Below are 21,886 nucleotides of genomic sequence, written 5' to 3' on the forward strand. Positions count from 1 at the left end.
ACCTAGTCTCCCATGAGCGCGGTGCGCATCGCGGCCAGGACGGCGTCCTCGCGATCCACGGGGCGCGAGGGGTCGCCGCCGACGAAGACGCGCACCTGCAGCAGCGCCTGGTGCAGCAGCATCGTCAGCCCGTCGTGGGCGGGTCGACCGGCGCGTTCCCACGCCCGGGCGAGCGGGGTGGGCCAGCCGCCGTAGACGACGTCGACGAGGGGTCCCGACGTGGATGCCAGGGCCTCGGCGAGGGGTCCGAGATCGGTGCCGCCGGGAAGAGCCGCGATCGTGGCATCCACGGGCTCCCCGTCCGAGGCGGTGTCGGCGAGGGCGCGGACGCGCACGTCGATCCCCAGCTCCGGCCCGAGGGCGCGGAGCGAGGCGGCCGCCTCGACGCGCCGGGCGCGCACCTCGACGACGCCGGCGCCCGCCCGCGCCGCGGCGACGACGGCCGAGGTGGCGGTCGCTCCCGCACCGAGCACGCGGATCACGCCCGGCGCGCGAACCCCGAACTCGTCGAGCGCGCGCGCGAGCCCGCCCACGTCGGTGTTGAAGCCGCGCGGACCATCGGCGTCGAGCAGGTAGGTGTTCACCGCACCGGTCCGTCGGGCGTCGTCGTCGAGCGAGACGGCACTGCGAGCGGCGACGTGCTTCAACGGCATCGTGAGCGAGAGGCCGCGCCAGTCGGCATCCAGCCCGCTCAGCGCAGCCGGGAAGCCCGCCTCGTCCACCCGTTCGCGGCCGTAGTGCCAGTCGAGTCCGAGCACCTCGTAGGCCGCCGCGTGCAGGCGGGGCGACCGCGAATGCGCGATCGGGTCGCCCCACACGGCGAGGCGCGTGCGATCGGTCAGCATCCGCCGTCGGGGTTCGCCGCGCACCACGCCTGCCACTGGGCGACGGCCTTCTCGTGCTCGCTGTAGGTCGAGGTGAAGACCGTCTCACCGGTGTCGAGGTTGACGGTCACGAAGTACAGCCACGGACCGTCGGCGGGCTTCATGGCCGCGTCGATCGCGAGGTCGCCGGGGTTCGCGATCGGACCGACGGGCAGGCCCGGGTACATGTACGTGTTCCACGGGTTGTCGGAGTTGCGCGCCTCGGTCGAGGTGCTCACCGAGCCGCTACCCATCTCGCCCGCGCCGTACTGCACGGTGGAGTCCATCTCGAGCTTGCCGAACGTCTCTTGGTTCGTCGGCTGCAGACGGTTCTCGATCACGCGCGAGACCTTGTAGAAGTCCTCGCTGCTGCGCGCCTCGCGCTCGATGATCGAGGCGACGGTGAGGATGCGCTCCCGATCGGCTTCGGGCACCCCGGCGGCGTCCAGCGACTGGATGGTGCGCTGCACCATGCGCGTGATGACGTCTTTCGCGGTGACGCCCTCGTCGAAGTCGTACGTGGCGGGGAAGATCCACCCCTCGAGGGTGCCGGCGGGCACGCCGTACTGCGAGGGATCGGCGGCCGCGGCGGTGAGCTCCTCACGCGGGATGCCGATCTGCTCCGAGATCAGGTCGAGCGACTGGTTGAGGGTGAGCCCCTCGCGCAGCTGCACGGAGTTGTCGAGACGGTTCGCCGGGTCGCGGAGCGCCGTGAGCACGGCCTCGGACGTCATCTGCTGCTGCAGCTGGTAGATGCCCGGCTGGAACGTGAAGACGACGGAGTTGTCGAGCATGTACTTGTACAGCGAGTTCGAGGCCTTGGTGATCCCCGCGTCGAAGAGCTTCGGCGAGACCGACTCGCCGGTGTCACCCGCGACGATCGTGATGCGGGCTTCGCCCGTCGCCTGACCGGCGTCGAACTCGATCGGCTCGCTCGTGCCGAAGAACGCCTGTACGCGCGTGCCGTAGGTGTTCCACAGCGCGAAACCTCCACCGACGATGCCGGCGAGGAGGAGAAGGACCACGCCGAGGGCGATCCAGCCGCCGATGCGACGGCGCTTCTTCGGCGGACGCGGCGGCGGGGAGCCGATGTCGTGCGTGGTGGTCTCGCCGGTGAAGAGCTCCTCGAGTGATCCGGATGCCACCGGACCCCGCGACGCGGACGCGGCCGACGCACCGACGCCGGCGCCGACCAGAGCGGGCTCGCGGTCGCGCGACGGCTCGGTCGTCCGGGGCGTCTCGGCACGGCGAGCGGCGTCGGGACGCCGGGCGGCGGGGACGTCGGTCGACGCGCGGCGCGACGACTCGGTGGAACGCGGGGTGGCGACGGGGGCGTCGGCGCGTCGCGCGGCGTCGAAGCGCCGTGCGACGGGGGGCTCGGCCGCAGCGGCCGGGCGGGGCGCGTCTGCGGGGGATGCGGAGATGTCATCGCGCGCCGCGACCACGGCCGGGAGGGACGACGGGGCGACGCCGTCGGCCGCACGGGGCGCGTCGTCGCCGACGGCGGATCGCGGGGCGTCCACGGGACGCGGGGCGGCGTCGGGAGCGCCCGCGGCGGGCGCAGGGGACGACGGCGTGTCGGTGTCCCCGACCGTCGGATCGCCCTGCGCGGGGGTCTCCGACGCGTTCGAGTCCGCCGCCGGGGTGGGGGTGGGACCGGTCGCGGCGCGGCGGGCCTCGCGGGCGGCGCGCCGCGGCGAGAGGGTCTCTCCCTCGGCACCGTCCGACGTCGAGGCGGCCGACGGGCGGGCGCCCGTGCGCGGGTCGGGAAGGCGCCCGTACAGATCAGCGAACGGATCGTTCTCGGGGGGCTGGTTCTCGGGCATGTCAGGCGGGCTCCTGTCCCGGTGAGACGGTGGGTCCGGCCGGCTCGCCGGACTGTCGCTCCACGTCGAGCGCCTGCTGCAGCAGCACCACGGCGGCGACTTGATCAACAATGCTACGAGACGCTCGCTGGGAACGGCCTGCCTCTCGCAGGACGCCGTGCGCCGACACGGTGCTCAGGCGCTCGTCGACCAGGCGCACCGGCATCGGCAACGCCTCGGCGAGGGCGCCGGCGAACGCGCGCGCGTCGGTCGTCGACGGGGTGTCGTCGCCGCGGAGATTCAGCGGCAGGCCGACCAGCACCTCGAACGCCTCGTACTCCGCCGCGAGCTCGACGATCCGCCGCACCGGCTCACCCTTTCGCGGCACGGTCTCGACGGGCACGGCGAGCACGCCGTCGGGGTCGGAGCGGGCCACGCCCACCCGGGCGCGCCCGACGTCGATCCCCAGGCGGATACCGCGCCGGAATCCCGTCACGCGGCGGTCGCCCGCACGTCCGTGACGACGCCCTCGAGTGCGGTCGGCAGGGCCGCGGCATCCGTTCCGCCGCCCTGGGCTACGTCGGGGCGTCCCCCACCTCCACCGCCGAGCACGCCCGCGGCGTTCTTGGCGAGGGTACCCGCGGCCAGGCCGCGCTCGCGCGCGCCCTCGTTGGTCACGACGACCACCGTGGCACGCCCGCCGGCGACAGAGGCCAGGGCCACGACGGCGGGGTCGGACCCGAGTCGGTCGCGCACCTGCAGGGCGAGCGAGCGCACATCGTCGGCCGATGCGCCCTCGCCGAGGCTCTGGGCGACGACCCGCACGGTGCCGACCGCGACGGCCGACTCGACGAGCTGGGGCAGACGACCGCTCAGGGCCTGCGCCTCGAAGGCTGCGATCTTCTTCTCGGCGGCCTTGAGGCTGGCCGCGAGATCGGCGATGCGGGTGGTGAGCTGTTCGCGCGGAGTCTTGAGGCTCGTGCTCAGCTGCGACACGATCGCCCGCTCGGCGGCGAGATCGCGGAACGCGTCGAGCCCGACGAGCGCCTCGACGCGGCGGTTGGAGGCACCGACGGACTGCTCCCCCACCAGGTTGACCAGGCCGATCTCGGAACTGCGGGCGACGTGCGTGCCGCCGCAAAGCTCGCGCGACCACGGTCCGCCGACGTCGACCATGCGCACGGTGTCGCCGTACTTCTCGCCGAACAGGGCCATGGCCCCCGCGGCCTTCGCCTCGTCGAGCGACATCACGCGCGTGGTGACCTCGAGGTTGTCGCGGACGGCGTTGTTGGCGATGTCCTCGATCTCGGTGCGGGTCTCGGGAGACAGCGCGGCGCCCCAGCTGAAGTCGAAGCGCATGTAGCCCGCGCGGTTGAGCGAACCGGTCTGGGTGGCGCTCTTGCCGAGCGTGTCGCGGATCGCGGCGTGCACGAGGTGGGTGGCGGTGTGCGCCTGCTGCGCCGAGTGGCGGTTGAGGGCGTCGACGACGGTCGTGGCGCGCGCCCCCACCGACACCTCGCCGGTGCTGACCTCGACGGTGTGGCTGACGAGGCCCGGAACGGGACGCTGCACGTCGAGCACCTCGAGCTCGTACCCGGGGCCGACGATCACGCCCTTGTCGGCGACCTGGCCACCCGACTCGGCGTACAGAGCCGTCTCGGCGGTGATGATCTCGGCGATCTGCCCCTCGGCGGCGCGGTCGGTGCCGCGGCCGTCGATCAGGATGCCGAGCACCGTCGACTCCGTCTGCAGTTCGGTGTAGCCGGTGAACACCGTCTCGCCGAGCGCGCGGAACTCGCGGTAGGCGCTCTGGTCGGCGATCGTTCCCTTGCGGGCGCGGGCATCGGCCTTGGCGCGGGTGCGCTGCTCGAGCATGAGCTCGTCGAAAGCGGCGCGGTCGACGGACAGGCCGGCTTCTTCGGCGATCTCGAGCGTCAGGTCGATCGGGAAGCCGTAGGTGTCGTGCAGCAGGAAGGCCTCCGAGCCCGACAGCGTCGTGCCCCCGTCGTTCTTCGCCTCGACGACGGACTGATCGAGGATCGCCGAGCCGGCGGCCAGCGTGCGCAGGAACGTCTGCTCCTCGGCGATCGCGTAGGCCGAGAGGCGCGCGTAGTCGGTGCCGACCTCGGGGTAGGACTCCTTCATCGCATCGCGCGAGGCGGCGAACAGCTCGGGGAAGGTCGCACCCTCGACGCCCAGCAGGCGCATCGAGCGGATGGCGCGGCGCATGATGCGACGCAGGATGTACCCGCGGCCCTCGTTCGAGGGCGTGACGCCGTCGGCGAGCAGCATGAGCGAGGAACGCACGTGGTCGGCGACGATGCGCAGGCGAACGTCGTCCTCGTGCGACTCGTGGCCGTAGGCCTTGCCGGCCAGCTTGGCTGCCAGGTCGAGCACGGGGCGCACCTGGTCGGTCTCGTACATGTTGTCGACGCCCTGCTTGAGGAACGCGATGCGCTCCAGGCCCATGCCGGTGTCGATGTTCTTGGCGGGGAGCTCGCCGACGATGTCGAAGTCGTACTTCGAGCGCACGTTGGTGATCTCGTACTGCATGAACACGAGGTTCCAGATCTCGACGTAGCGGTCGTCGTCGGTGGCGGGGCCGCCGTCGATGCCGTACGCGGGTCCGCGGTCGAAGAAGATCTCGGAGCAGGGGCCGGCGGGACCGGGAAGACCGGTGGACCAGTAGTTCGTGTCCTTGCCCAGACGCTGGATGCGCTCCTCGGGCAGGTCGGTGAGCGAGCGCCACAGATCGTGCGCCTCGTCGTCTTCCTCGTAGACCGTGACCCACAGGTCTTTCGCGTCGAAGGCGAGGCCGCCCTCGGATTCGGGCGAGGTCAGCAGTTCCCAGGCGAAGCGGATCGCGTCCTCTTTGAAGTAGTCGCCGAAGGACCAGTTGCCGAGCATCTGGAAGAACGTCCCGTGGCGGGGGGTCTTGCCGACCTCTTCGATGTCGTTGGTGCGGATGCACTTCTGCACGTCGGCGGCCCGGGGGTACGGCGGCGGAACGACGCCGCTCAGGTACGGGATGAACGGCACCATGCCCGCCACGGTGAAGAGCAGGGCCGGGTCGTCGGTGACGAGCGAGGCCGACGGGACGATCGTGTGATTCTTCTTCTCGAAGAAGTCGAGGAAGCGCTGGGCGATCTCGGCGGTTTTCATGGCGGGTCTTTCCGTGCGCGTGAGGTATCGGCCCCGACACGCGGAACCCGATGCCGGGGAGGTCAGTCGGAGGGCGAAGCGGCTTTCTTGGCAGCCGCTGCGGCGTCGTCGACGGCGTCCGCTGTCTTGTCGACCGCCGTGGATGCCACGCTCTTGACGTCGTCGATGATCTCCGACAGACGCGTCTCCTGCTGGCGGTACGCGTCGCTCATGTGATCGGTGAACTCGCCGATGCGCGAGTCGAGCTGGGCGAGGACTTCCTGCCCGCGGGGGTCCTTGTTGACCATGTGGGCGGCGACGAATCCGCCGACGATGCCCAGGGCGAACCAGACGAGGCTTCTCACGATCACCACTTCTTCCTCGATACGACGCCGCGGTCGCGGCATCCCTCATCGTAGGCGACCACCCCTGTCCGCCGCGAAAGAGGGATCGATGAATGCCGTGCCCTCCGGCATCCGAGGGCGATCGGGCGGTGAGCGGGGAGCGCGGTCAGAACGAAAGAAGGGCGCCGGGAGAACCCGGCGCCCTTCAGCTCGCTGAGATCAGCGGGCGGCGTAGTACTCGACGACGAGCTGCACGTCACACGTGACGGGCACCTCGGCGCGCTTGGGGCGACGGAGCAGGCGAGCCTGCAGCGTCGCCAGGTCGACCTCGATGTAGCCCGGAACGGGGGGCAGCACTTCGGCGTGCCCACCGGCGGCGGCGACCTGGAAGGGCTCGAGGCCCTCGCTCTTGGTCTTGACGTGGATCATCTGGTTCGGCTTGACGCGGAACGACGGGCGGTCCACGAGCTGGCCATCGACCATGATGTGGCGGTGCACGACGAGCTGGCGAGCCTGCGCGGTGGTGCGGGCGAAGCCCGCGCGCACGACGAGGGCATCCAGACGCATTTCGAGCAGCTCGACCAGGTTCTCACCGGTCAGGCCGTCGGTGCGACGGGCCTCGTTGAACGCGATGCGCAGCTGCTTCTCGCGGATGCCGTACTGCTCGCGCAGACGCTGCTTCTCGCGCAGACGAACGGCGTAGTCGCTGTCGGCCTTGCGCTTGGTGCGACCGTGCTCACCCGGAGCGTAGGGACGCTTCTCGAGGTAGCGGGCGGCCTTGGGGGTGAGCGCGATGCCGAGGGCTCGCGACAGACGCACCTTACGGCGGTCCTGAGACTTCGTGGTCACGAAGTGCTCCTTCCGATGACGCGGCCGCGCCTTTCGCGGCTCGCGGGCGTATCGCCCCCTTCCGCCCGATCCGAAGCGCACGCCGGGGCGCACCGGAAGGTGATCACTGGAAGGAGGGGATGCCCGAAAACCCTGTTTCGAGCCGGTTCATGCTATCAGAGCACTCGGCGAGACCCCTGCGCGGGTGTCACTGCCCGTCGAGGATACGGCGGATCTTCTCGAGCCGTGCCGAGACATCGCGCTCGGTGCCGTGGTTCGTGGGCTCGTAGTAACGCTTGCCCCGCAGCTCGTCGGGCAGGTACTGCTGCGTCACGATGCCGATCTCGCTGTCGTGGGCGTACTTGTATCCCTTGCCGTGGCCCAGGCGCTTGGCGCCCGGGTAGTGGGCGTCGCGCAGGTGCATCGGGACGCGTCCGAAACCGCCGGCGCGCACATCGGCGATCGCCGCATTGATGGCGTTGTACGCGGCGTTCGACTTGGCCGTGGTCGCGAGGTACACGGTCGCCTCGGCGAGCGGGATGCGCCCTTCGGGCATGCCGATGAACGCCACGGCGTCGGCCGCGGCGACGGCGATCTGCAGGGCCTGCGGGTCGGCCATGCCGATGTCTTCGGCGGCCGAGATGACGAGGCGTCGGGCGATGAAGCGCGGGTCCTCCCCCGCTTCGATCATGCGGGCGAGGTAGTGGATCGCGGCGTCGGGGTCGGAGCCGCGCACCGACTTGATGAACGCGCTGATCACGTCGTAGTGCTCGTCGCCCTGACGGTCGTATCTCAGCAGAGCGCGATCGACGGCCTGGGCGATGTGGTCGGCGGTGATGACCGGCAGATCGTCGGGGGGACGCGAGGGGTCGTCTGTCCCGGCATCCGATTCGTCGTCGTCATCGTCGTCGTCATCGTCATCGCCGTCGGCGGCACGGGTGGCCACCGGCGCGGCGACCCCGCCGTCGTCACCGGCGACCGCCGCGGCGGCCTCGAGGGCGGTCAAGGCGCGACGGGCGTCGCCCGATGCCAGGCGCACCAGCGTGGCGCGGGCCTCGTCGTCGAGCACGACGCGCCCCGCGAGTCCGCGCGGGTCGGTCACCGCCCGATCGACGAGGGCGCCGAGGTCGTCGTCGCCCAGGGGGCGCAGCGTCAGCAGCAGGGAGCGCGAGAGCAGCGGGGAGATCACCGAGAACGAGGGGTTCTCGGTCGTCGCGGCGATGAGCACGACCCACCCGTTCTCGACTCCCGGGAGCAGGGCGTCCTGCTGGGCCTTCGTGAACCGGTGGATCTCGTCGAGGAAGAGGATGGTCGACTGCCCGTACAGGTCGCGCTGCGTCAGCGCCTCTTGCATGACCTCGCGAACGTCCTTCACACCCGCGGTGATCGCCGACAGCTCGACGAAACGACGCCCCGACGAGCGCGCGATGGCCTGTGCCAGCGTGGTCTTGCCCGTTCCGGGAGGACCCCAGAGGATGACCGACACCGCCGAGACGGATGCCGAGGAGTCGGTGGTCGCGAGGGTGACCAGCGGAGAGCCGGGGCGCAGCAGGTGACCCTGGCCGGCGACCTCATCGAGGCTGACGGGTCGCATTCGCACCGCGAGCGGGGTTGAGCCCTGGAAGAGGGCAGAGGCACGGGTCACTGCTCCAGGCTAACCGGGGCCTCCGACACCGGAGCGAGCAGCGGTCCCCGCCGCTCTCGTCGGAGGCCGCCGGACGACCGCCGGCACCTCGGTCCGTGGGGCCCGTGCGTAGGATCGAGGCGTCCGAGCGCGAGGAGGTCGATGTGGCGACGCGGGGGAAAGACCGTCAGACACGGGAGCAGCGCGAGCGCGCGCGGGTCTACCAGGCGCGCCTCGAGCTGCACGAACGCCAGGGGCGTCGGCGTCGCCGCGACACCGTGATCGGCGTCGTCGTCGGACTCGCGGTCATCCTCGGTGCCGGGGCCGCGCAGACGTTCTACTTCGTCGCGGGTCCGGGCGCACCCGTGCCCGCCGTCACCGATGCGCCGACCACCCCGGCGCCGACGGCCATTCCCGAGACGCCCGCACCGGTGCCGACGGAGTGAGCCGGGGCGGCATCCTGTTCCGTGGGTGCGGCCCGTACTAGGCTCGGAGAGTCCTACTCCCCCAGGCGGTTCTGCCGCGATGAGGTGCTACCCGTGACTTCCGCTCCCACCCCCGAGACCTCCGACCCGCGCGACGGCGCGAGTGATGCCGAGGTCGAACCCACCGCCGCGCCCGAGGGCGCGACGGCCGCCGAGGCCGATTCCGCGCCCGGTGCCGATTCGCCCGGTGCCGATTCGCCCGGTGTCGACTCGCCCGTCGCCTCCGACGACCACGGCGCCGACTCCGTCCCCGACGTGGACCCGTCCGCGGCATCCGATGACACGGACGACGCAGCCCCCGATGCCGACGAGGTCGACGCTGCTTTCGGCACCCCCGCCGCGACCGACCGCGACGAGCCCAGTGCCGATGAGCCCAGCGCTGACGAACCCAGCGCCGACGAACCCAGCGCCGACGAGCCTGCCGCCGCCGAACAGTCGGAGGAGCCCTCCGCGCCTCGCACGCCGGCGCCGTCGCCGCGTCCCGCCGCCACCCCCATGGCTCGTCCGCGCCCGGGTGCCCCCGTTCCCTCGAAGCCCGCCGGCGCCCCCGCGTCGAGCGCGCCCACCGAGCCGTGGGGCCGCGTCGACGACGACGGCACCGTCTCGGTGCGCGAGGGTGACGACTGGCGCGCCGTGGGCCAGTACCCCGACGGCACGCCCGCCGAAGCACTGGCCTACTTCGAGCGCAAATACTCCGACCTCGCGAGCGAGGTGACCCTGCTCGAGGTGCGCCACCGCCGCGGCGGTGCGTCGGCCGGCGATCTGCGCTCGACGGCCAAGACGGTGCGCGGCAAGCTCGACGGCGCCGCCGCGGTCGGCGACCTCGCCGCCCTGGTCGCGCGCCTCGACGCCCTCACCTCGCAGCTCGCCGAAGCCAGCGAGACCGAAGCGGCCGCCGCGAAGGAAGCCGTCGACGAAGCCGTGCGCGAGCGCACGGCCATCGTCGAGCAGGCCGAGGCACTGGCCGCCCGCGACCCGCAGACCGTGCAGTGGAAGCAGATGACCGCCGATATGGCGGCGCTCTTCGACCGCTGGCAGGCCCACCAGCAGAACGGGCCCCGCCTGTCGAAGTCGACCGCGCAGCAGCTGTGGCGCCGGTTCCGCGACGCCCGCGCCACGGTCGACCGCCACCGCCGCGAGTACTTCTCGCAGCTCGACGACACCCACAAGGTCGCGCGCGACGCCAAGACGCGTCTCGTCGAGCGCGCCGAGGCCCTGGCCCCGCGCGGCGAGGACGGCATCGGCGCCTACCGCGACCTGCTCGACGCGTGGAAGACTTCGGGCCGCGCCGGCCGCAAGGTCGACGACGCTCTGTGGGCGCGGTTCAAAGCCGCCGGTGACGCCCTGTACGGCGCACGCATCGAGCGGGAGTCCGCCGAGACCGAGGCCTCGAAAGAGAAGATCGAGCAGAAGAAGGTGCTCCTCGCCGAGGCGGCTCCGCTCGTCGACGAGAAGAACCTCGCCACCGCGCGACAGAAGCTCACCGCCATCCAGCGCCAGTGGGACGAGATCGGTCGCGTGTTCCCGCGCGACAAGGAACGCGCCCTCGACGACGACCTGCGCAAGATCGAGCAGAGCGTGCGCACCCGCGAAGACGCCGACTGGAAGCGCAACGATCCCGAGCAGAAGGCGCGTGCCAACGACATGACGCGCCAGCTGTCCGACGCGATCGACAAGCTCGAGGCCGAGCTCGCCGACGCCACCGCGCGCGGCGACAAGCGCGCGGCGGCTCAGGCGTCCGAGGCCCTCGAAGCGCGACGGACCTGGCTGCGCGCCCTCGGCGGCTGAGCGGGTTCTCCACAGATCTCTACGGTCAACAGAAAGGGCGACACCCTCGCGTCACACTGACGGGATGGTGTCGCCCTTCCTGTTCTTCGCCGACGAGCGCATGGCCCTGGCCGAGCTCACGGCCGCGTGCCTCGACGGCATCCTGGTCGCCCTGGGCGAGGGGTTCATGCCCGCCGATGCCGTCGAGAGCTCGTGGATGCGTGCGCGAAGCCTCCGTCCGCTCCTCGGAGATCGCTGGGCGGCGGTACGCGCGAGCGCGGCGTGGATCCACGGTGGACAGACCGTCGAGCCGACCCGCCACCACGCGCAACGGGTGAGCGCGATACGCCACATCGTGCGGGGAACCGCCCGCGCGCAGTATCACGAGGTGCGTCTCGGGGCGGCCGACGTCGTCACCGTCGCGGGGGTTCACGTCACCACGCCGGCGCGCACCCTCATCGATCTCGCGCGTTCCGGCGACGCCGCCGAGCGAGCCGTGGCCTGCGCGTGGGCCGCCGAGGAGCCGAGGATCGCCGCCGCGGCGACGCTCTGGCTGCGGGCGCACCCGCGCTTCCCCTACGGTCGGCGAGCCGTCGACGCGCTGCGGTGCGCCCGCGGAGCAGCAGAGCCCGGCTACGCCGCGCAGCACGAGGCACGGAGCAGCGACATGTCCCACGGTCACCCGGGATCACCGGGTACGGCCATCGCCCGTGCCGGCGCGGACGAGGACCGCGTCGCCCCTCAGGAAGACGTGACGCGGTAGACGTCGTAGACCGCGTCGATGCGGCGCACCGCGTTCAGCACCCGATCCAGATGCACGGTGTCGCCCATCTCGAACACGAACTTGCTGAGCGCGAGTCGGTCGTTCGTCGTCGACACGGTGGCCGAGAGGATGTTGACGTGGTGCTCGCTGAGCACCCGCGTGACGTCGCTGAGCAGGCCCGAGCGATCGAGGGCCTCGACCTGGATCTGCACGAGGAACACGCTCTTCGAGGTCGGCGCCCACTCGACCTCGATGAGTCGATCGGGCTCTTCCTTGAGCGACTTCACGTTCGTGCAGTCGCCGCGGTGCACCGAGACGCCGCTGCCGCGCGTCACGAAGCCGACGATCTGATCACCCGGCACGGGGGTGCAGCACTTGGCCAACTTGACCAGGATATCGGGCGCGCCGCGCACGAGCACTCCCGAGTCGCCACCGCGCGGGGCCCGGCTGCGTCCGACGGGGATGTCGATGGGGCCGGTGTTCGACTCCTCGACGTTGACCAGAGCCGTGACCTTCTCGATCACCGACTGGGTCGAGACGTGACCCTCGCCGACCGCGGCGTACAGCGCCGAGACGTCTTCGTAGTGGAAGAGCCGCGCGACCTCGGTGAACGAGTCCTGGCTCATCAGACGCTGCAGGGGAAGGTTCTGCCGGCGCATGGCGCGGGCGATGGAGTCCTTGCCCTGCTCGATGGCCTCTTCGCGACGTTCCTTCGTGAACCACCCGCGGATCTTGTTGCGCGCGCGGGTGCTCTTGACGAAGCCGAGCCAGTCCTGGCTGGGGCCGGCGTCGGGGTTCTTCGACGTGAAGACCTCGACCACATCGCCGCTCTGCAGGGCCGACTCGAGGGGCACCAGGCGACCGTTGACCTTCGCCCCCATGGTGCGGTGGCCGATCTCGGTGTGCACGGCGTACGCGAAGTCGACGGGCGTCGCCCCCGTGGGCAGACCCACGACGCGCCCCTTCGGCGTGAAGACGTAGACCTCTTTCGCGCCGATCTCGAACCGCAGCGAGTCGAGGAACTCCCCCGGGTCGGCGGTCTCTGCCTGCCAGTCCGAGATGTGCGCGATCCAGGCCATGTCGGCGTCGACGGCCTTGGCATCCGTCTTGCCGCCGGCCATGCGCTCTTTGTACTTCCAGTGGGCCGCGACACCGAACTCGGCCTGCTGGTGCATCTCGTGCGTGCGGATCTGGATCTCGACCGTGCGGCCACCCGGTCCGAGCACCGTCGTGTGCAGCGACTGGTACAGGTTGAACTTGGGAGTGGCGATGTAGTCCTTGAAGCGCCCCGGCAGCGGCGTCCACCGCGCGTGGATCGCACCCAGCACGGCGTAGCAGTCGCGCACCGTGCCGACGAGGATGCGGATGCCGATGAGGTCGTAGATGTCGTCGAACTCGCGCCCGCGCACGACCATCTTCTGGTACACCGAGTAGAGCTGTTTGGGTCGCCCCATGACCCGGCCGCGTACCCGCAGTTCGCGCAGGTCGGCGTCGACGGAGTCGATGACGTTCTGCACGTACTGCTCGCGCTGCGGAGTGCGCTGTCTCACCAGGCTCTCGATCTCGGCGTAGAGCTTCGGGTGCATCACCGCGAACGAGAGGTCTTCGAGCTCGCTCTTGATGGCCTGGATGCCGAGACGATGTGCCAGCGGAGCGTAGATCTCGAGCGTCTCAGTCGCCTTCTTCGCGGCCTTGTGCGGGGGGACGAAGCCCCAGGTGCGCGCGTTGTGCAGGCGGTCGGCGAGCTTGATGAGCAGCACGCGGATGTCTTTCGACATCGCGACGATCATCTTGCGCACCGTCTCGGCCTGGGCACTGTCGCCGTACTTGACCTTGTCGAGCTTGGTGACGCCGTCGACGAGCATGGCCACCTCGTCGCCGAAGTCGGCGGCGAGTTCGTCGAGGGGGTAGCCGGTGTCTTCGACGGTGTCGTGCAGAAGCGCCGCCGCGATCGCCTTGGGCCCCAGACCCAGCTCGGCGAGGATCTGCGCCACCGCCAACGGGTGGGTGATGTAGGGCTCGCCGCTCTGGCGCTTCTGTCCGTCGTGCGCCTTGTCGGCGACCGCGTAGGCCCGTTCGACGATCGCGAGATCGCCCTTGGGGTGGTGCGTGCGGACGGTGCGCAGCAGCTTGTCGACGTCGTCGCGGCGGGCGGCGCGCGAGAAGATGCGCGGCACCAGGCGGCGCAGTGACGACGGGGGCGGCGTGGACGACGCGGTCTCGGTCATCGCCACCTCTTCCTCACGGCCAGTCGATCAAGTCTACGCCCCGCGGGGCGGGGCCCCGGCGTCAGGCCGGGACGCCCGCCTTCTCGCGTGCGGCCACGACGCGGGCATCGCGCTCGGCGATCGGCTTCTCCTTCTCACGCAGGAGGGCGTACATCGGAACGGCGACGAACAGCGTCGAGTACGCCGCGACGATCGTGCCGACGAAGATCGACAGCGAGATGTCGCTCAGGGTGCGCGCGCCCAGCGGCACTCCGATGAAGAGGATGGCGCCGACGGGGAGAATGGCGACCACCGTGGTGTTGATCGATCGGATCAACGTCTGGTTCGCGGCGAGGTTGACCGACTCCGCGAACGTGCGGCCGGAGATCTCGCCGTCGTCCCGGGTGTTCTCTCTCACCTTGTCGAAGACGACGGTGGTGTCGTACAGCGCGTACGAGAGGATCGTCAGGAAGCCGATGACGGCGGCCGGCGAGATCTCGAAGCCGAAGAGCGCGTACACGCCGATCGTGATGACGAGCACGTCGACGAGGCCGATGATGGCGGCGACCGACATCTTCCACGTGCGGAAGTACAGCGCGAGGATGAGGAAGGTCAGCGCGAGGAAGATCGACAGACCCCACAGCGACTGGCGCGTGACGTCGTTGCCCCAGGTGGGTCCGATGAACGAGTTCGTGATCTCGGACGCATCGACGCCGTAGGCGGAGGCCAGCGCTGCGGCCACCGCCTGGGTCTCGTCGTTGTCCATCTGGTCGGTCTGCACGCGCACGGCCTGGTCGCTGATGGTGCTGACGCGCGTACTCGCACCGGGCACGACCGAGGTCACGGCGTCGGTGGCGAGCGACTGGTCGAACGAGGCCGGGTTCGACACCGTGAACTGCGAGCCGCCGGTGAACTCGATCGAGAACTGCACCGGGCGGATGAGCGGCACGAGGGCCGCGCCGATCACCAGCACGGCGGCGATGATGAACCAGAGGCGACGGCGCTGAACGAACGGGAACGAGGTCTTCCCGGAGTAGAGGTCGTTGCCGAGCTGCGTCATGGAGCGCATTAGACGTCTCCCTCTTTCGTCGAGCGGCTATCGCTGCGCGCGGCGGCGAGCTCGGCCTGCTTGCGTTCGGCGATCGTCTGGCGGCGCTGGGCCTCACCGCGCGAGCGCTTCGCACGGCCGGCGTCGGCGACGGGAGCACGGAACTCGGCGCGGCCGCGGTAGACGGCTCCCAGCGCGTGCGGGTCCATTCCCGACAGGGGGTGTCCCGACCCGAAGAACCGGGTACGTGCCAACAACTGCATCACGGGGTGGGTGAACAGGATGAAGATCAGGATGTCGATCGCGGTGGTGAGCCCCAGCGTGAACGCGAAGCCCTTCACCGTGGAGTCGGCCAGGATGTACAGCACGACGGCGGCGAGGATGTTGATCGACTTCGAGATGTAGATGGTGCGCTTGGCGCGCGACCATCCGTCTTCGACGGCGGCCGTGATCGACTTTCCGTCGCGCAACTCGTCGCGGATGCGTTCGAAGTAGACGATGAACGAGTCGGCCGTGAAGCCGATCGTCACGATCAGACCGGCCACACCGGCGAGCGACAGGCGGAAGCCGGCCCGCCACGCCAGGATGCACAGGGCGAGATAGGTCAGCACCGCCATCACGCCGAGCGAGGCGATGATCACCGTGCCGAGGGCCCGGTACACGATCAGGGAGTAGATCGCGACGAGGCCCAGACCGATCAGGCCGGCGATGAAGCCCACCTGGAGCTGCTGCGAACCCAGGGTCGCCGACACGGTGTCGGAGCTGACCACCTGGAAGCTCAGCGGCAGGGCGCCGTACTTGAGCTGGTCGGCGAGGGCCTTCGACGACTCCTGCGTGAAGCTTCCCGTGATGCTCGGGCGGCCGTCGACGATGATGCCGTTCATCGACGGCGCCGACAGCACGCTGCCGTCGAGCACGAAGGCGAACTGGTTGAGAGGGGCCTGAGCGCCGTAGAGGCGCTGGCTGATCTCCGCGAAGGTCTGCGTTCCCTGGTCGTTGAAGACGAGGTTGACGGCCCACTGGCCGGTGTTCTGCTCCTGGCCGTTGGTGGCGTTGGAGATGTCGGTGCCGTCGAGCTCGACGGGACCGAGGATGTACTTGGTCGAATCGCCCTGACCGCACGTGATCATGGGCTGATCGGCGGGAGCCTGCGCGGGGTTGCTCGGCGGGTTCGCGCAGTCGTACGAGAGGAACTGCGCCTGCAGCGCCGGGGTGATCCACGCGGGGTCGCTGCCGTTGGTGGGCGACGCGGTCGGGGTCGCGGGCAGCGACGGGTCGGGCGTCGGATACGGCGTGGTGTTGCCGTCCTGGCCGACGAACGTCGTGGCGGGCGACCCGGTGAACAGCACCGGGCGCAGCTGCAGCTGAGCCGAGCTCTGGATCCGTTCGCGGGTGGCCTCGTCGGCCTCGCCCGGGATCTGCACGACGATGTTGCGGCCGCCCTCGGTGGCCACGTCGGCCTCGCTCACGCCCGAGGCGTCGACGCGCTGGCGGATGATCGAGACGGCCTGTTGCAGCTGTTCGCTGTCGGGGTTGGCCCCGTCGGTGGTCTGGGCCTGCAGGATGATCTGCGTGCCGCCCTGGAGGTCGAGCGCGAGCTCGGGGGTCCAGGAACTTGCGGAGAAGGCGTACACGCCCAGCGCGTTGATGCCGAAGAGCACGCCGGTGATGGCGAGCAATCCGGTCAACACGCGCCAGGCATGACGGACAGGAGTCGAGGGCGCCACGGAGTCGGCTTTCTGTGCGGCGGTGAACGAGGAAGGGGCCGGTGAGGGCGTCAGGCCTGCGGGCGGTCCTTGTCGGCACGCTCGGCGTCGGTGAGACCGGCCTCGGTGTGCTCGTCGTGACGCGCGGCGCGGCGGTCGTCGCTGATCGAGGTGATGTCGCCGTCGGCGACACCGGCGACGTACTCGGCCTCGGCCTCTTCGGCGTCGATGAAGTCGTCTTCGGTCACGAAGCCCTCGGCCGGGTTGACGATGCGGAGCACGGCCTGGCTGTGCACCTTGATCACGACGCCGGGAGCGATCTCGACGTGCGCGGGCTTGTCGAGGTCTTCACCGTCGTACTCGACGATGGTGCCGTACAGGCCGCCCTGCAGAAGGACCTCGGCGCCGGGAACGGTCTCGCGCGCCTTCTGCTCGATGTCGGCCTTCTGCTTCTTCATCCGACGGCGCGAGCTGTAGAACATGAAGACCAGCAGGCCGATGAGCAGGATGATGATGCCGTAATCGGCGAAGAACCGGGCGATATCCATCGAGGCGGTGCACCTTTCAATTCAGGCGCGCCGTGCGGCACTGCCTAGCGGGGGTCGGGGAATCCCTCGCCGAGTATAGGTCATGACCCCTGGCTGAACCGGAGGACGCCGTCGGGGTGGGGAGCGCCGAGGTGGTCGTACGCCTCGGGGGTGGCCACGCGTCCGCGGGGCGTACGCCCCATGAAACCGATGCGCACGAGGTACGGCTCGACCACCGACTCGATGGTTTCGGGCTCCTCGCCGACGGCGACGGCGAGGGTGCTCAGCCCCACCGGTCCCCCGCGGAAGCGGCGGACGAGCGCGTCGAGCACCGCGCGGTCCAGGCGGTCGAGTCCGATGGCATCCACGTCGTACAGGTCGAGGGCGGCGCCCACCGTCCGCACGTCGGCGTCTCCCTCGGCGGCGCCGTCGGAGGGGCCGTACACGACGAGGTAGTCCCGCACGCGGCGCAGAAGGCGGTTGGCGATGCGGGGCGTCCCGCGCGAGCGACGGGCGATCTCGGACCGAGAGGTGCCGGGCAGGCCCACGTCGAGCATGGATGCCGATCGGGACACGACCCGCTCGAGCTCCTCGGGTTCGTAGTACTCCAGGTGCGCGGTGAAACCGAAGCGGTCGCGGAGGGGGTTGGGGAGGAGCCCCGCGCGTGTCGTCGCCCCGACGAGGGTGAAGGGGGCGAGATCGAGCGGGATGCTCGTCGCGCCCGCGCCCTTGCCGACCATGATGTCGATGCGGAAGTCCTCCATCGCGAGGTACAGCATCTCTTCGGCCGAGCGCGCCATGCGATGGATCTCGTCGATGAAGAGCACTTCGCCGGGGGTGAGCGACGACAGCAGGGCCGCCAGGTCTCCCGCGTGCTGGATCGCCGGTCCGCTCGACAGACGCAGCGGGCGTCCGCTCTCGTGCGCGACGATCATGGCGAGCGTCGTCTTGCCGAGACCCGGGGGGCCCGACAGCAGGATGTGATCGGGCGAGCGCTGCTGGATGCGGGCGGCGTCGAGCAGCAGTTGCAGCTGCCCGCGCACCTTCTGCTGGCCGACGAACTCGGCGAGCGAGGTGGGGCGCAGGGCGCCCTCGATCGCGAGCTCGATCTCGTCGTCGGGCGTGCCGGCGTCGCGCACGTCAGCCACTCACCGGCTCCTTGCGCGCGGGGCCGAGCAGGGCGAGGGTGAGGCGCAACAGCGCCTGCACCGACGCGCGGTCGGCCTCGGAGGCGTTCTCGGCGACGGATGCCACGGCTTCGGCGGCGGTCCGCTCCGTCCAGCCCAGACCGATGAGCGCCTGCGTCACCTGCGCGGGCACGGCGCCGCGGACCGAGGCGACCGCGGGGGCGGCGGCGGCGACCACGGCGAGCTTGCCGGCGAGCTGCACGACGATGAGCTTCGCGGTCTTCGGGCCGATGCCCGACACGCGACGGAACGGGGCGTCGTCGTCGTCGGCGACCGCCTGCGCGATCTGCGGCACGGTGAGCGACGACAGCACGCCGAGCGCCGACTTGGGACCCACCCCGGTGACGCCGATCAGCTGGGTGAACACCGTCAGCTCCTCGCGGGACTCGAAGCCGAACAGCGAGAGCGCGTCTTCACGCACGATGAGGTTCGTGTGCAGGTGCACGTCGTCGCCGATGTGCACGGTGCGGGCGAGCTGGGAGGTCACGGCCACCGAGAAGCCGACGCCGCCGACCACGATGACCAGGGAATCGTCGGCGACGTGGGCCGCCGAACCGTGCAGCGAGGAGATCATCTTCCGAGCCTAGGGCGCGGTTCGTACATGTGTTCGAGCGACACGCGTGGGGGGCGTGCGTCGCTTCTCGGCGTCGCGCCAGGCGCGCTGCGCGGGGGTGAGTGCCGAGTCGTCCGAGGGGGATGCCGCTCCCCCGCGCCACGCGTGGCAGAGAGCGATCGCCAGGGCATCGGCGGCATCGGCGGGCTGTGGCAGGGCGTCCAGGCGCAGCACGCGGGCGACCATCGTCTGCACCTGCAGCTTGTCGGCGGCACCGTACCCCGTGACCGCGGCCTTCACCTCGCTGGGGGTGTGGGTGGCTGCCGGGATGCCGTGCTCGGCGGCCAGCAGCAGGGCGATGCCGCTGGCCTGGGCGGTGCCCATGACCGAGTGGCGGTTGTTCTGTGCGAAGACGCGCTCGACGGCGACGACGTGAGGATCGTGCGCGTGCAGCACCTCGCGGATCCCCGCGGCGATGGCCGCCAGGCGCTTCTCGATCGGATCGGTCGGCGCGGACCGCACGACGCCCACATGCACGAGCGACGCCGTACGGGTGGGCGAGACGTCGACGACGCCGATGCCGCAGCGGGTCAGGCCGGGGTCGATGCCGAGGACGCGGAGGGAACGGGACACGGCCCCCACGCTAAGCGCAGGAGCCGTGTCGCAAACGAGGGCGCGCCCTTACTCGTCGTTCTCGAGCTCGGCCTGCACCTCGGCGCTGAGGTCGAAGTTCGTGTAGACGTTCTGCACGTCGTCGCTGTCTTCGAGCGCGTCGATGAGGCGGAACACCTTGCGGGCGGTGTCGGCGTCGACCTCGACCTTGAGCGAGGGGACGAACTCGACGTCGGCCGAGTCGTACTCGATCCCGGCGTCCTGCAGGGCGCTTCGTACCGACACGAGGTCGCTCGCCTCGGTGATGACGCCGAAGCCTTCGCCGTGGGGCTCGACCTCTTCGGCGCCGGCCTCGAGCACGGCGAGCATGACGTCGTCTTCGCTGGTGCCCTCGGAGGGAACGACGATGACGCCCTTACGAGCGAAGTTGTAGGCGACGCTGCCCGGGTCGGCGAGGGTGCCGCCGTTACGACTGAGGGCGGTGCGCACCTCGGCCGCGGCGCGGTTCTTGTTGTCGGTCAGACACTCGATCAGGAACGCCACGCCGTTGGGTCCGTAGCCTTCGTACAGGATCGAGGCGTACTCGACGGCCTCGCCGCCGATCCCGGCGCCGCGCTTGATCGCACGGTCGATGTTGTCTTTGGGGACCGAGGTCTTCTTGGCCTTCAGCACCGCGTCGAACAGCGTCGGGTTGCCCTGCATGTCGGCCCCACCGAGCTTCGCCGCGACCTCGATGTTCTTGATGAGCTTGGCCCACGACTTGGCGCGGCGGGAGTCGATGACCGCCTTCTTGTGCTTGGTCGTGGCCCATTTGGAGTGTCCGGACATGCGTTCCAGTCTAGAGCGCGGGCGCGCCCGCACCGCGTCGGGCGCGAACGCGATCCAGGAAGCGACGGTGGAAGCGCAGCTCCCCGGTCGACTCCGGGTGAAAGGCGGTGCCCAGGAGCGCGCCCTGTTCGATCGCGACGACGCGTCCGTCGGGAAGCGCGGCGAGGGGCTCGGCATCCGGACCCCACTCGACGACCGCGGGGGCGCGGATGAAGACGGCGTGCACGGGAGGGGCGCCGAGGGCGGGGACCTCGAGGTCGGTCTCGAACGAGGCGGTCTGGCTGCCGAAGACGTTGCGCGCGACGCGGGCGTCGAGGCCGCCGAAGGTCTGCTGGCCCTCGATCGCGCCGTCGAGGCGATCGGCGAGCAGGATGAGGCCCGCGCACGTGCCGTACATCGGCATGCCGTCGGAGATCGCCGCGCGGATCGGCGCCTGCATCCCGAACGCGCGGGCCAGCTTGTCGATGACGCTGGACTCGCCGCCGGGAAGGACGAGTCCCTCCACCGCGGCGAGCTCCTCGGGCCGACGCACCGGACGGGCGTCGGCGCCGAGGGCCGTCAGCGCGGCGAGGTGCTCCCGCACGTCGCCTTGCAGGGCGAGGACGCCGACGCGGGGACTACCAGCCACGCTCGGAGAGTCGGTGCGGGGCGGCCAGATCCGACACGTTGATGCCGACCATCGCCTCGCCGAGCCCGCGCGACGCCTCGGCGACGATCTTGGGGTCGTCGTGGAAGGTGGTGGCCTTGACGATGGCCGCGGCGCGCTGGGCGGGGTTGCCCGACTTGAAGATGCCGGAGCCCACGAAGACGCCGTCGGCGCCGAGCTGCATCATCATGGCGGCGTCGGCCGGGGTGGCCACTCCCCCGGCGGTGAAGAGCACGACGGGCAGCTTTCCGGTCTCGGCGATCTCGGCGACGAGGTCGTAGGGGGCCTGCAGCTCCTTGGCGGCGACGTACAGCTCGTCCTTGGTCTTGGCGCGCAGGGCGTTGATCTCGCCGCGGATGGTGCGGATGTGCTTGGTCGCCTCCGAGACGTCGCCGGTGCCGGCCTCGCCCTTCGAGCGGATCATCGCGGCACCCTCGGTGATGCGGCGGAGCGCCTCGCCCAGGTTGGTGGCGCCGCAGACGAACGGCACGGTGAAGTCGTACTTGTCGATGTGGTTCACGTAGTCGGCGGGCGAGAGCACCTCGGACTCGTCGATGTAGTCGACCCCGAGCTCCTGCAGGATCTGCGCCTCGACGAAGTGGCCGATGCGGGCCTTGGCCATGACGGGAATCGACACCGACGCGATGATGTCGTCGATCAGGTCGGGATCGCTCATGCGCGCCACGCCGCCCTGGGCCCGGATGTCGGCGGGCACGCGCTCGAGCGCCATGACGGCGACGGCGCCGGCGTCTTCGGCGATGCGGGCCTGGTCGGCCGTGACGACGTCCATGATGACGCCGCCCTTGAGCATCTCGGCGAGACCGCGCTTGACGCGGGAGGTTCCGGTGTCGGTCATGTCCACTCCGTTCCGCGCTTCGGGGCGCGTTCATTGACTTAGGCCAAAACGTAGCATGGCTCAGGACGTAGGCTGGACGCCGACCCAGGGGGGCGT

20 protein-coding genes are annotated in these 21,886 nt (G+C 70.5%); 3 read left to right on the forward strand and 17 right to left on the reverse strand.

The annotated features are described in order from the left end of the window. Positions 1-2: 2 nt before the first annotated feature. From ASF96_RS14275 to ASF96_RS14305, 7 genes are all read right to left on the reverse strand, one after another. Positions 3-845, reverse strand: a complete 843-nt coding sequence (locus ASF96_RS14275) for a shikimate dehydrogenase family protein (RefSeq protein ID WP_055940453.1) — start codon at positions 843-845, stop codon at positions 3-5. Continuing rightward, entirely contained in the window at positions 839-2,689 is a 1,851-nt protein-coding gene (gene mltG / locus ASF96_RS14280; protein WP_200934108.1) for an endolytic transglycosylase MltG, read from the reverse strand. Before mltG ends, ASF96_RS14275 begins: the two co-directional genes overlap by 7 nt. 1 nt (position 2,690) lies before the next feature. Continuing rightward, complete coding sequence (ruvX, locus tag ASF96_RS14285) at positions 2,691-3,164, reverse strand: Holliday junction resolvase RuvX (protein WP_055940239.1); 474 nt, start codon at positions 3,162-3,164, stop codon at positions 2,691-2,693. Continuing rightward, positions 3,161-5,830 (reverse strand): alanine--tRNA ligase, encoded by a 2,670-nt coding sequence (gene alaS, locus ASF96_RS14290; protein ID WP_055940241.1) that lies wholly within the window; start codon positions 5,828-5,830, stop codon positions 3,161-3,163. Before alaS ends, ruvX begins: the two co-directional genes overlap by 4 nt. A gap of 62 nt (positions 5,831-5,892) precedes the next feature. After that, positions 5,893-6,174: a hypothetical protein gene (locus tag ASF96_RS14295; protein WP_055837932.1), complete on the reverse strand. Its 282-nt coding sequence runs from the start codon at positions 6,172-6,174 to the stop codon at positions 5,893-5,895. Positions 6,175-6,372: 198 nt separating this feature from the next. Next, a complete protein-coding gene (rpsD, locus tag ASF96_RS14300; protein ID WP_055837326.1) occupies positions 6,373-7,002 on the reverse strand; it encodes a 30S ribosomal protein S4 in 630 nt (209 codons plus the stop codon). Between the two features lie 187 nt (positions 7,003-7,189). After that, positions 7,190-8,626 carry a replication-associated recombination protein A gene (locus ASF96_RS14305; RefSeq protein ID WP_156458878.1) on the reverse strand — a complete coding sequence of 479 codons (1,437 nt, stop codon included), beginning with the start codon at positions 8,624-8,626 and terminating at the stop codon, positions 7,190-7,192. Positions 8,627-8,769: 143 nt separating this feature from the next. Here ASF96_RS14305 and ASF96_RS14310 point away from each other — a divergent pair, with 143 nt between their 5' ends. From ASF96_RS14310 to ASF96_RS14320, 3 genes are all read left to right on the forward strand, one after another. After that, positions 8,770-9,051 carry a hypothetical protein gene (locus tag ASF96_RS14310; protein WP_055940458.1) on the forward strand — a complete coding sequence of 94 codons (282 nt, stop codon included), beginning with the start codon at positions 8,770-8,772 and terminating at the stop codon, positions 9,049-9,051. Positions 9,052-9,144: 93 nt separating this feature from the next. After that, positions 9,145-10,878 (forward strand): DUF349 domain-containing protein, encoded by a 1,734-nt coding sequence (locus ASF96_RS14315; protein WP_442922517.1) that lies wholly within the window; start codon positions 9,145-9,147, stop codon positions 10,876-10,878. Positions 10,879-10,942: 64 nt separating this feature from the next. Further along, positions 10,943-11,620 (forward strand): hypothetical protein, encoded by a 678-nt coding sequence (locus ASF96_RS14320; RefSeq protein WP_055940243.1) that lies wholly within the window; start codon positions 10,943-10,945, stop codon positions 11,618-11,620. Here the strand turns inward: ASF96_RS14320 and ASF96_RS14325 are convergent. From ASF96_RS14325 to pdxS, 10 genes are all read right to left on the reverse strand, one after another. After that, a complete protein-coding gene (locus tag ASF96_RS14325) occupies positions 11,599-13,848 on the reverse strand; it encodes a RelA/SpoT family protein (RefSeq protein WP_055837319.1) in 2,250 nt (749 codons plus the stop codon). The genes ASF96_RS14320 and ASF96_RS14325 overlap by 22 nt on opposite strands. Before the next feature lie 61 nt (positions 13,849-13,909). Continuing rightward, a complete protein-coding gene (gene secF / locus ASF96_RS14330; protein ID WP_055837316.1) occupies positions 13,910-14,896 on the reverse strand; it encodes a protein translocase subunit SecF in 987 nt (328 codons plus the stop codon). Next, positions 14,896-16,602 carry a protein translocase subunit SecD gene (secD, locus tag ASF96_RS14335; protein WP_055837311.1) on the reverse strand — a complete coding sequence of 569 codons (1,707 nt, stop codon included), beginning with the start codon at positions 16,600-16,602 and terminating at the stop codon, positions 14,896-14,898. Before secD ends, secF begins: the two co-directional genes overlap by 1 nt. Before the next feature lie 50 nt (positions 16,603-16,652). After that, on the reverse strand, positions 16,653-17,129 hold the full coding sequence (locus tag ASF96_RS14340; protein ID WP_055940246.1) for a preprotein translocase subunit YajC: 477 nt from the start codon (positions 17,127-17,129) through the stop codon (positions 16,653-16,655). An 80-nt stretch (positions 17,130-17,209) separates the two neighbouring features. Next, positions 17,210-18,256 (reverse strand): Holliday junction branch migration DNA helicase RuvB, encoded by a 1,047-nt coding sequence (gene ruvB, locus ASF96_RS14345; RefSeq protein ID WP_055837305.1) that lies wholly within the window; start codon positions 18,254-18,256, stop codon positions 17,210-17,212. Beyond that, complete coding sequence (gene ruvA / locus ASF96_RS14350; RefSeq protein WP_055837302.1) at positions 18,249-18,869, reverse strand: Holliday junction branch migration protein RuvA; 621 nt, start codon at positions 18,867-18,869, stop codon at positions 18,249-18,251. The genes ruvB and ruvA overlap by 8 nt, the downstream gene beginning before the upstream one ends. 9 nt (positions 18,870-18,878) lie before the next feature. Then, on the reverse strand, positions 18,879-19,481 hold the full coding sequence (gene ruvC / locus ASF96_RS14355) for a crossover junction endodeoxyribonuclease RuvC (protein ID WP_055940465.1): 603 nt from the start codon (positions 19,479-19,481) through the stop codon (positions 18,879-18,881). 48 nt (positions 19,482-19,529) lie between these two features. Next, positions 19,530-20,288, reverse strand: a complete 759-nt coding sequence (locus ASF96_RS14360) for a YebC/PmpR family DNA-binding transcriptional regulator (RefSeq protein WP_055837296.1) — start codon at positions 20,286-20,288, stop codon at positions 19,530-19,532. 10 nt (positions 20,289-20,298) lie between these two features. After that, entirely contained in the window at positions 20,299-20,916 is a 618-nt protein-coding gene (pdxT, locus tag ASF96_RS14365; RefSeq protein ID WP_055940248.1) for a pyridoxal 5'-phosphate synthase glutaminase subunit PdxT, read from the reverse strand. Continuing rightward, on the reverse strand, positions 20,906-21,790 hold the full coding sequence (pdxS, locus tag ASF96_RS14370) for a pyridoxal 5'-phosphate synthase lyase subunit PdxS (RefSeq protein ID WP_055837293.1): 885 nt from the start codon (positions 21,788-21,790) through the stop codon (positions 20,906-20,908). Before pdxS ends, pdxT begins: the two co-directional genes overlap by 11 nt. Positions 21,791-21,886: the final 96 nt, after the last annotated feature.

It is taken from the genome of Microbacterium sp. Leaf179 (assembly GCF_001423785.1).
In the GTDB taxonomy this organism is placed as follows: Bacteria; Actinomycetota; Actinomycetes; order Actinomycetales; family Microbacteriaceae; genus Microbacterium.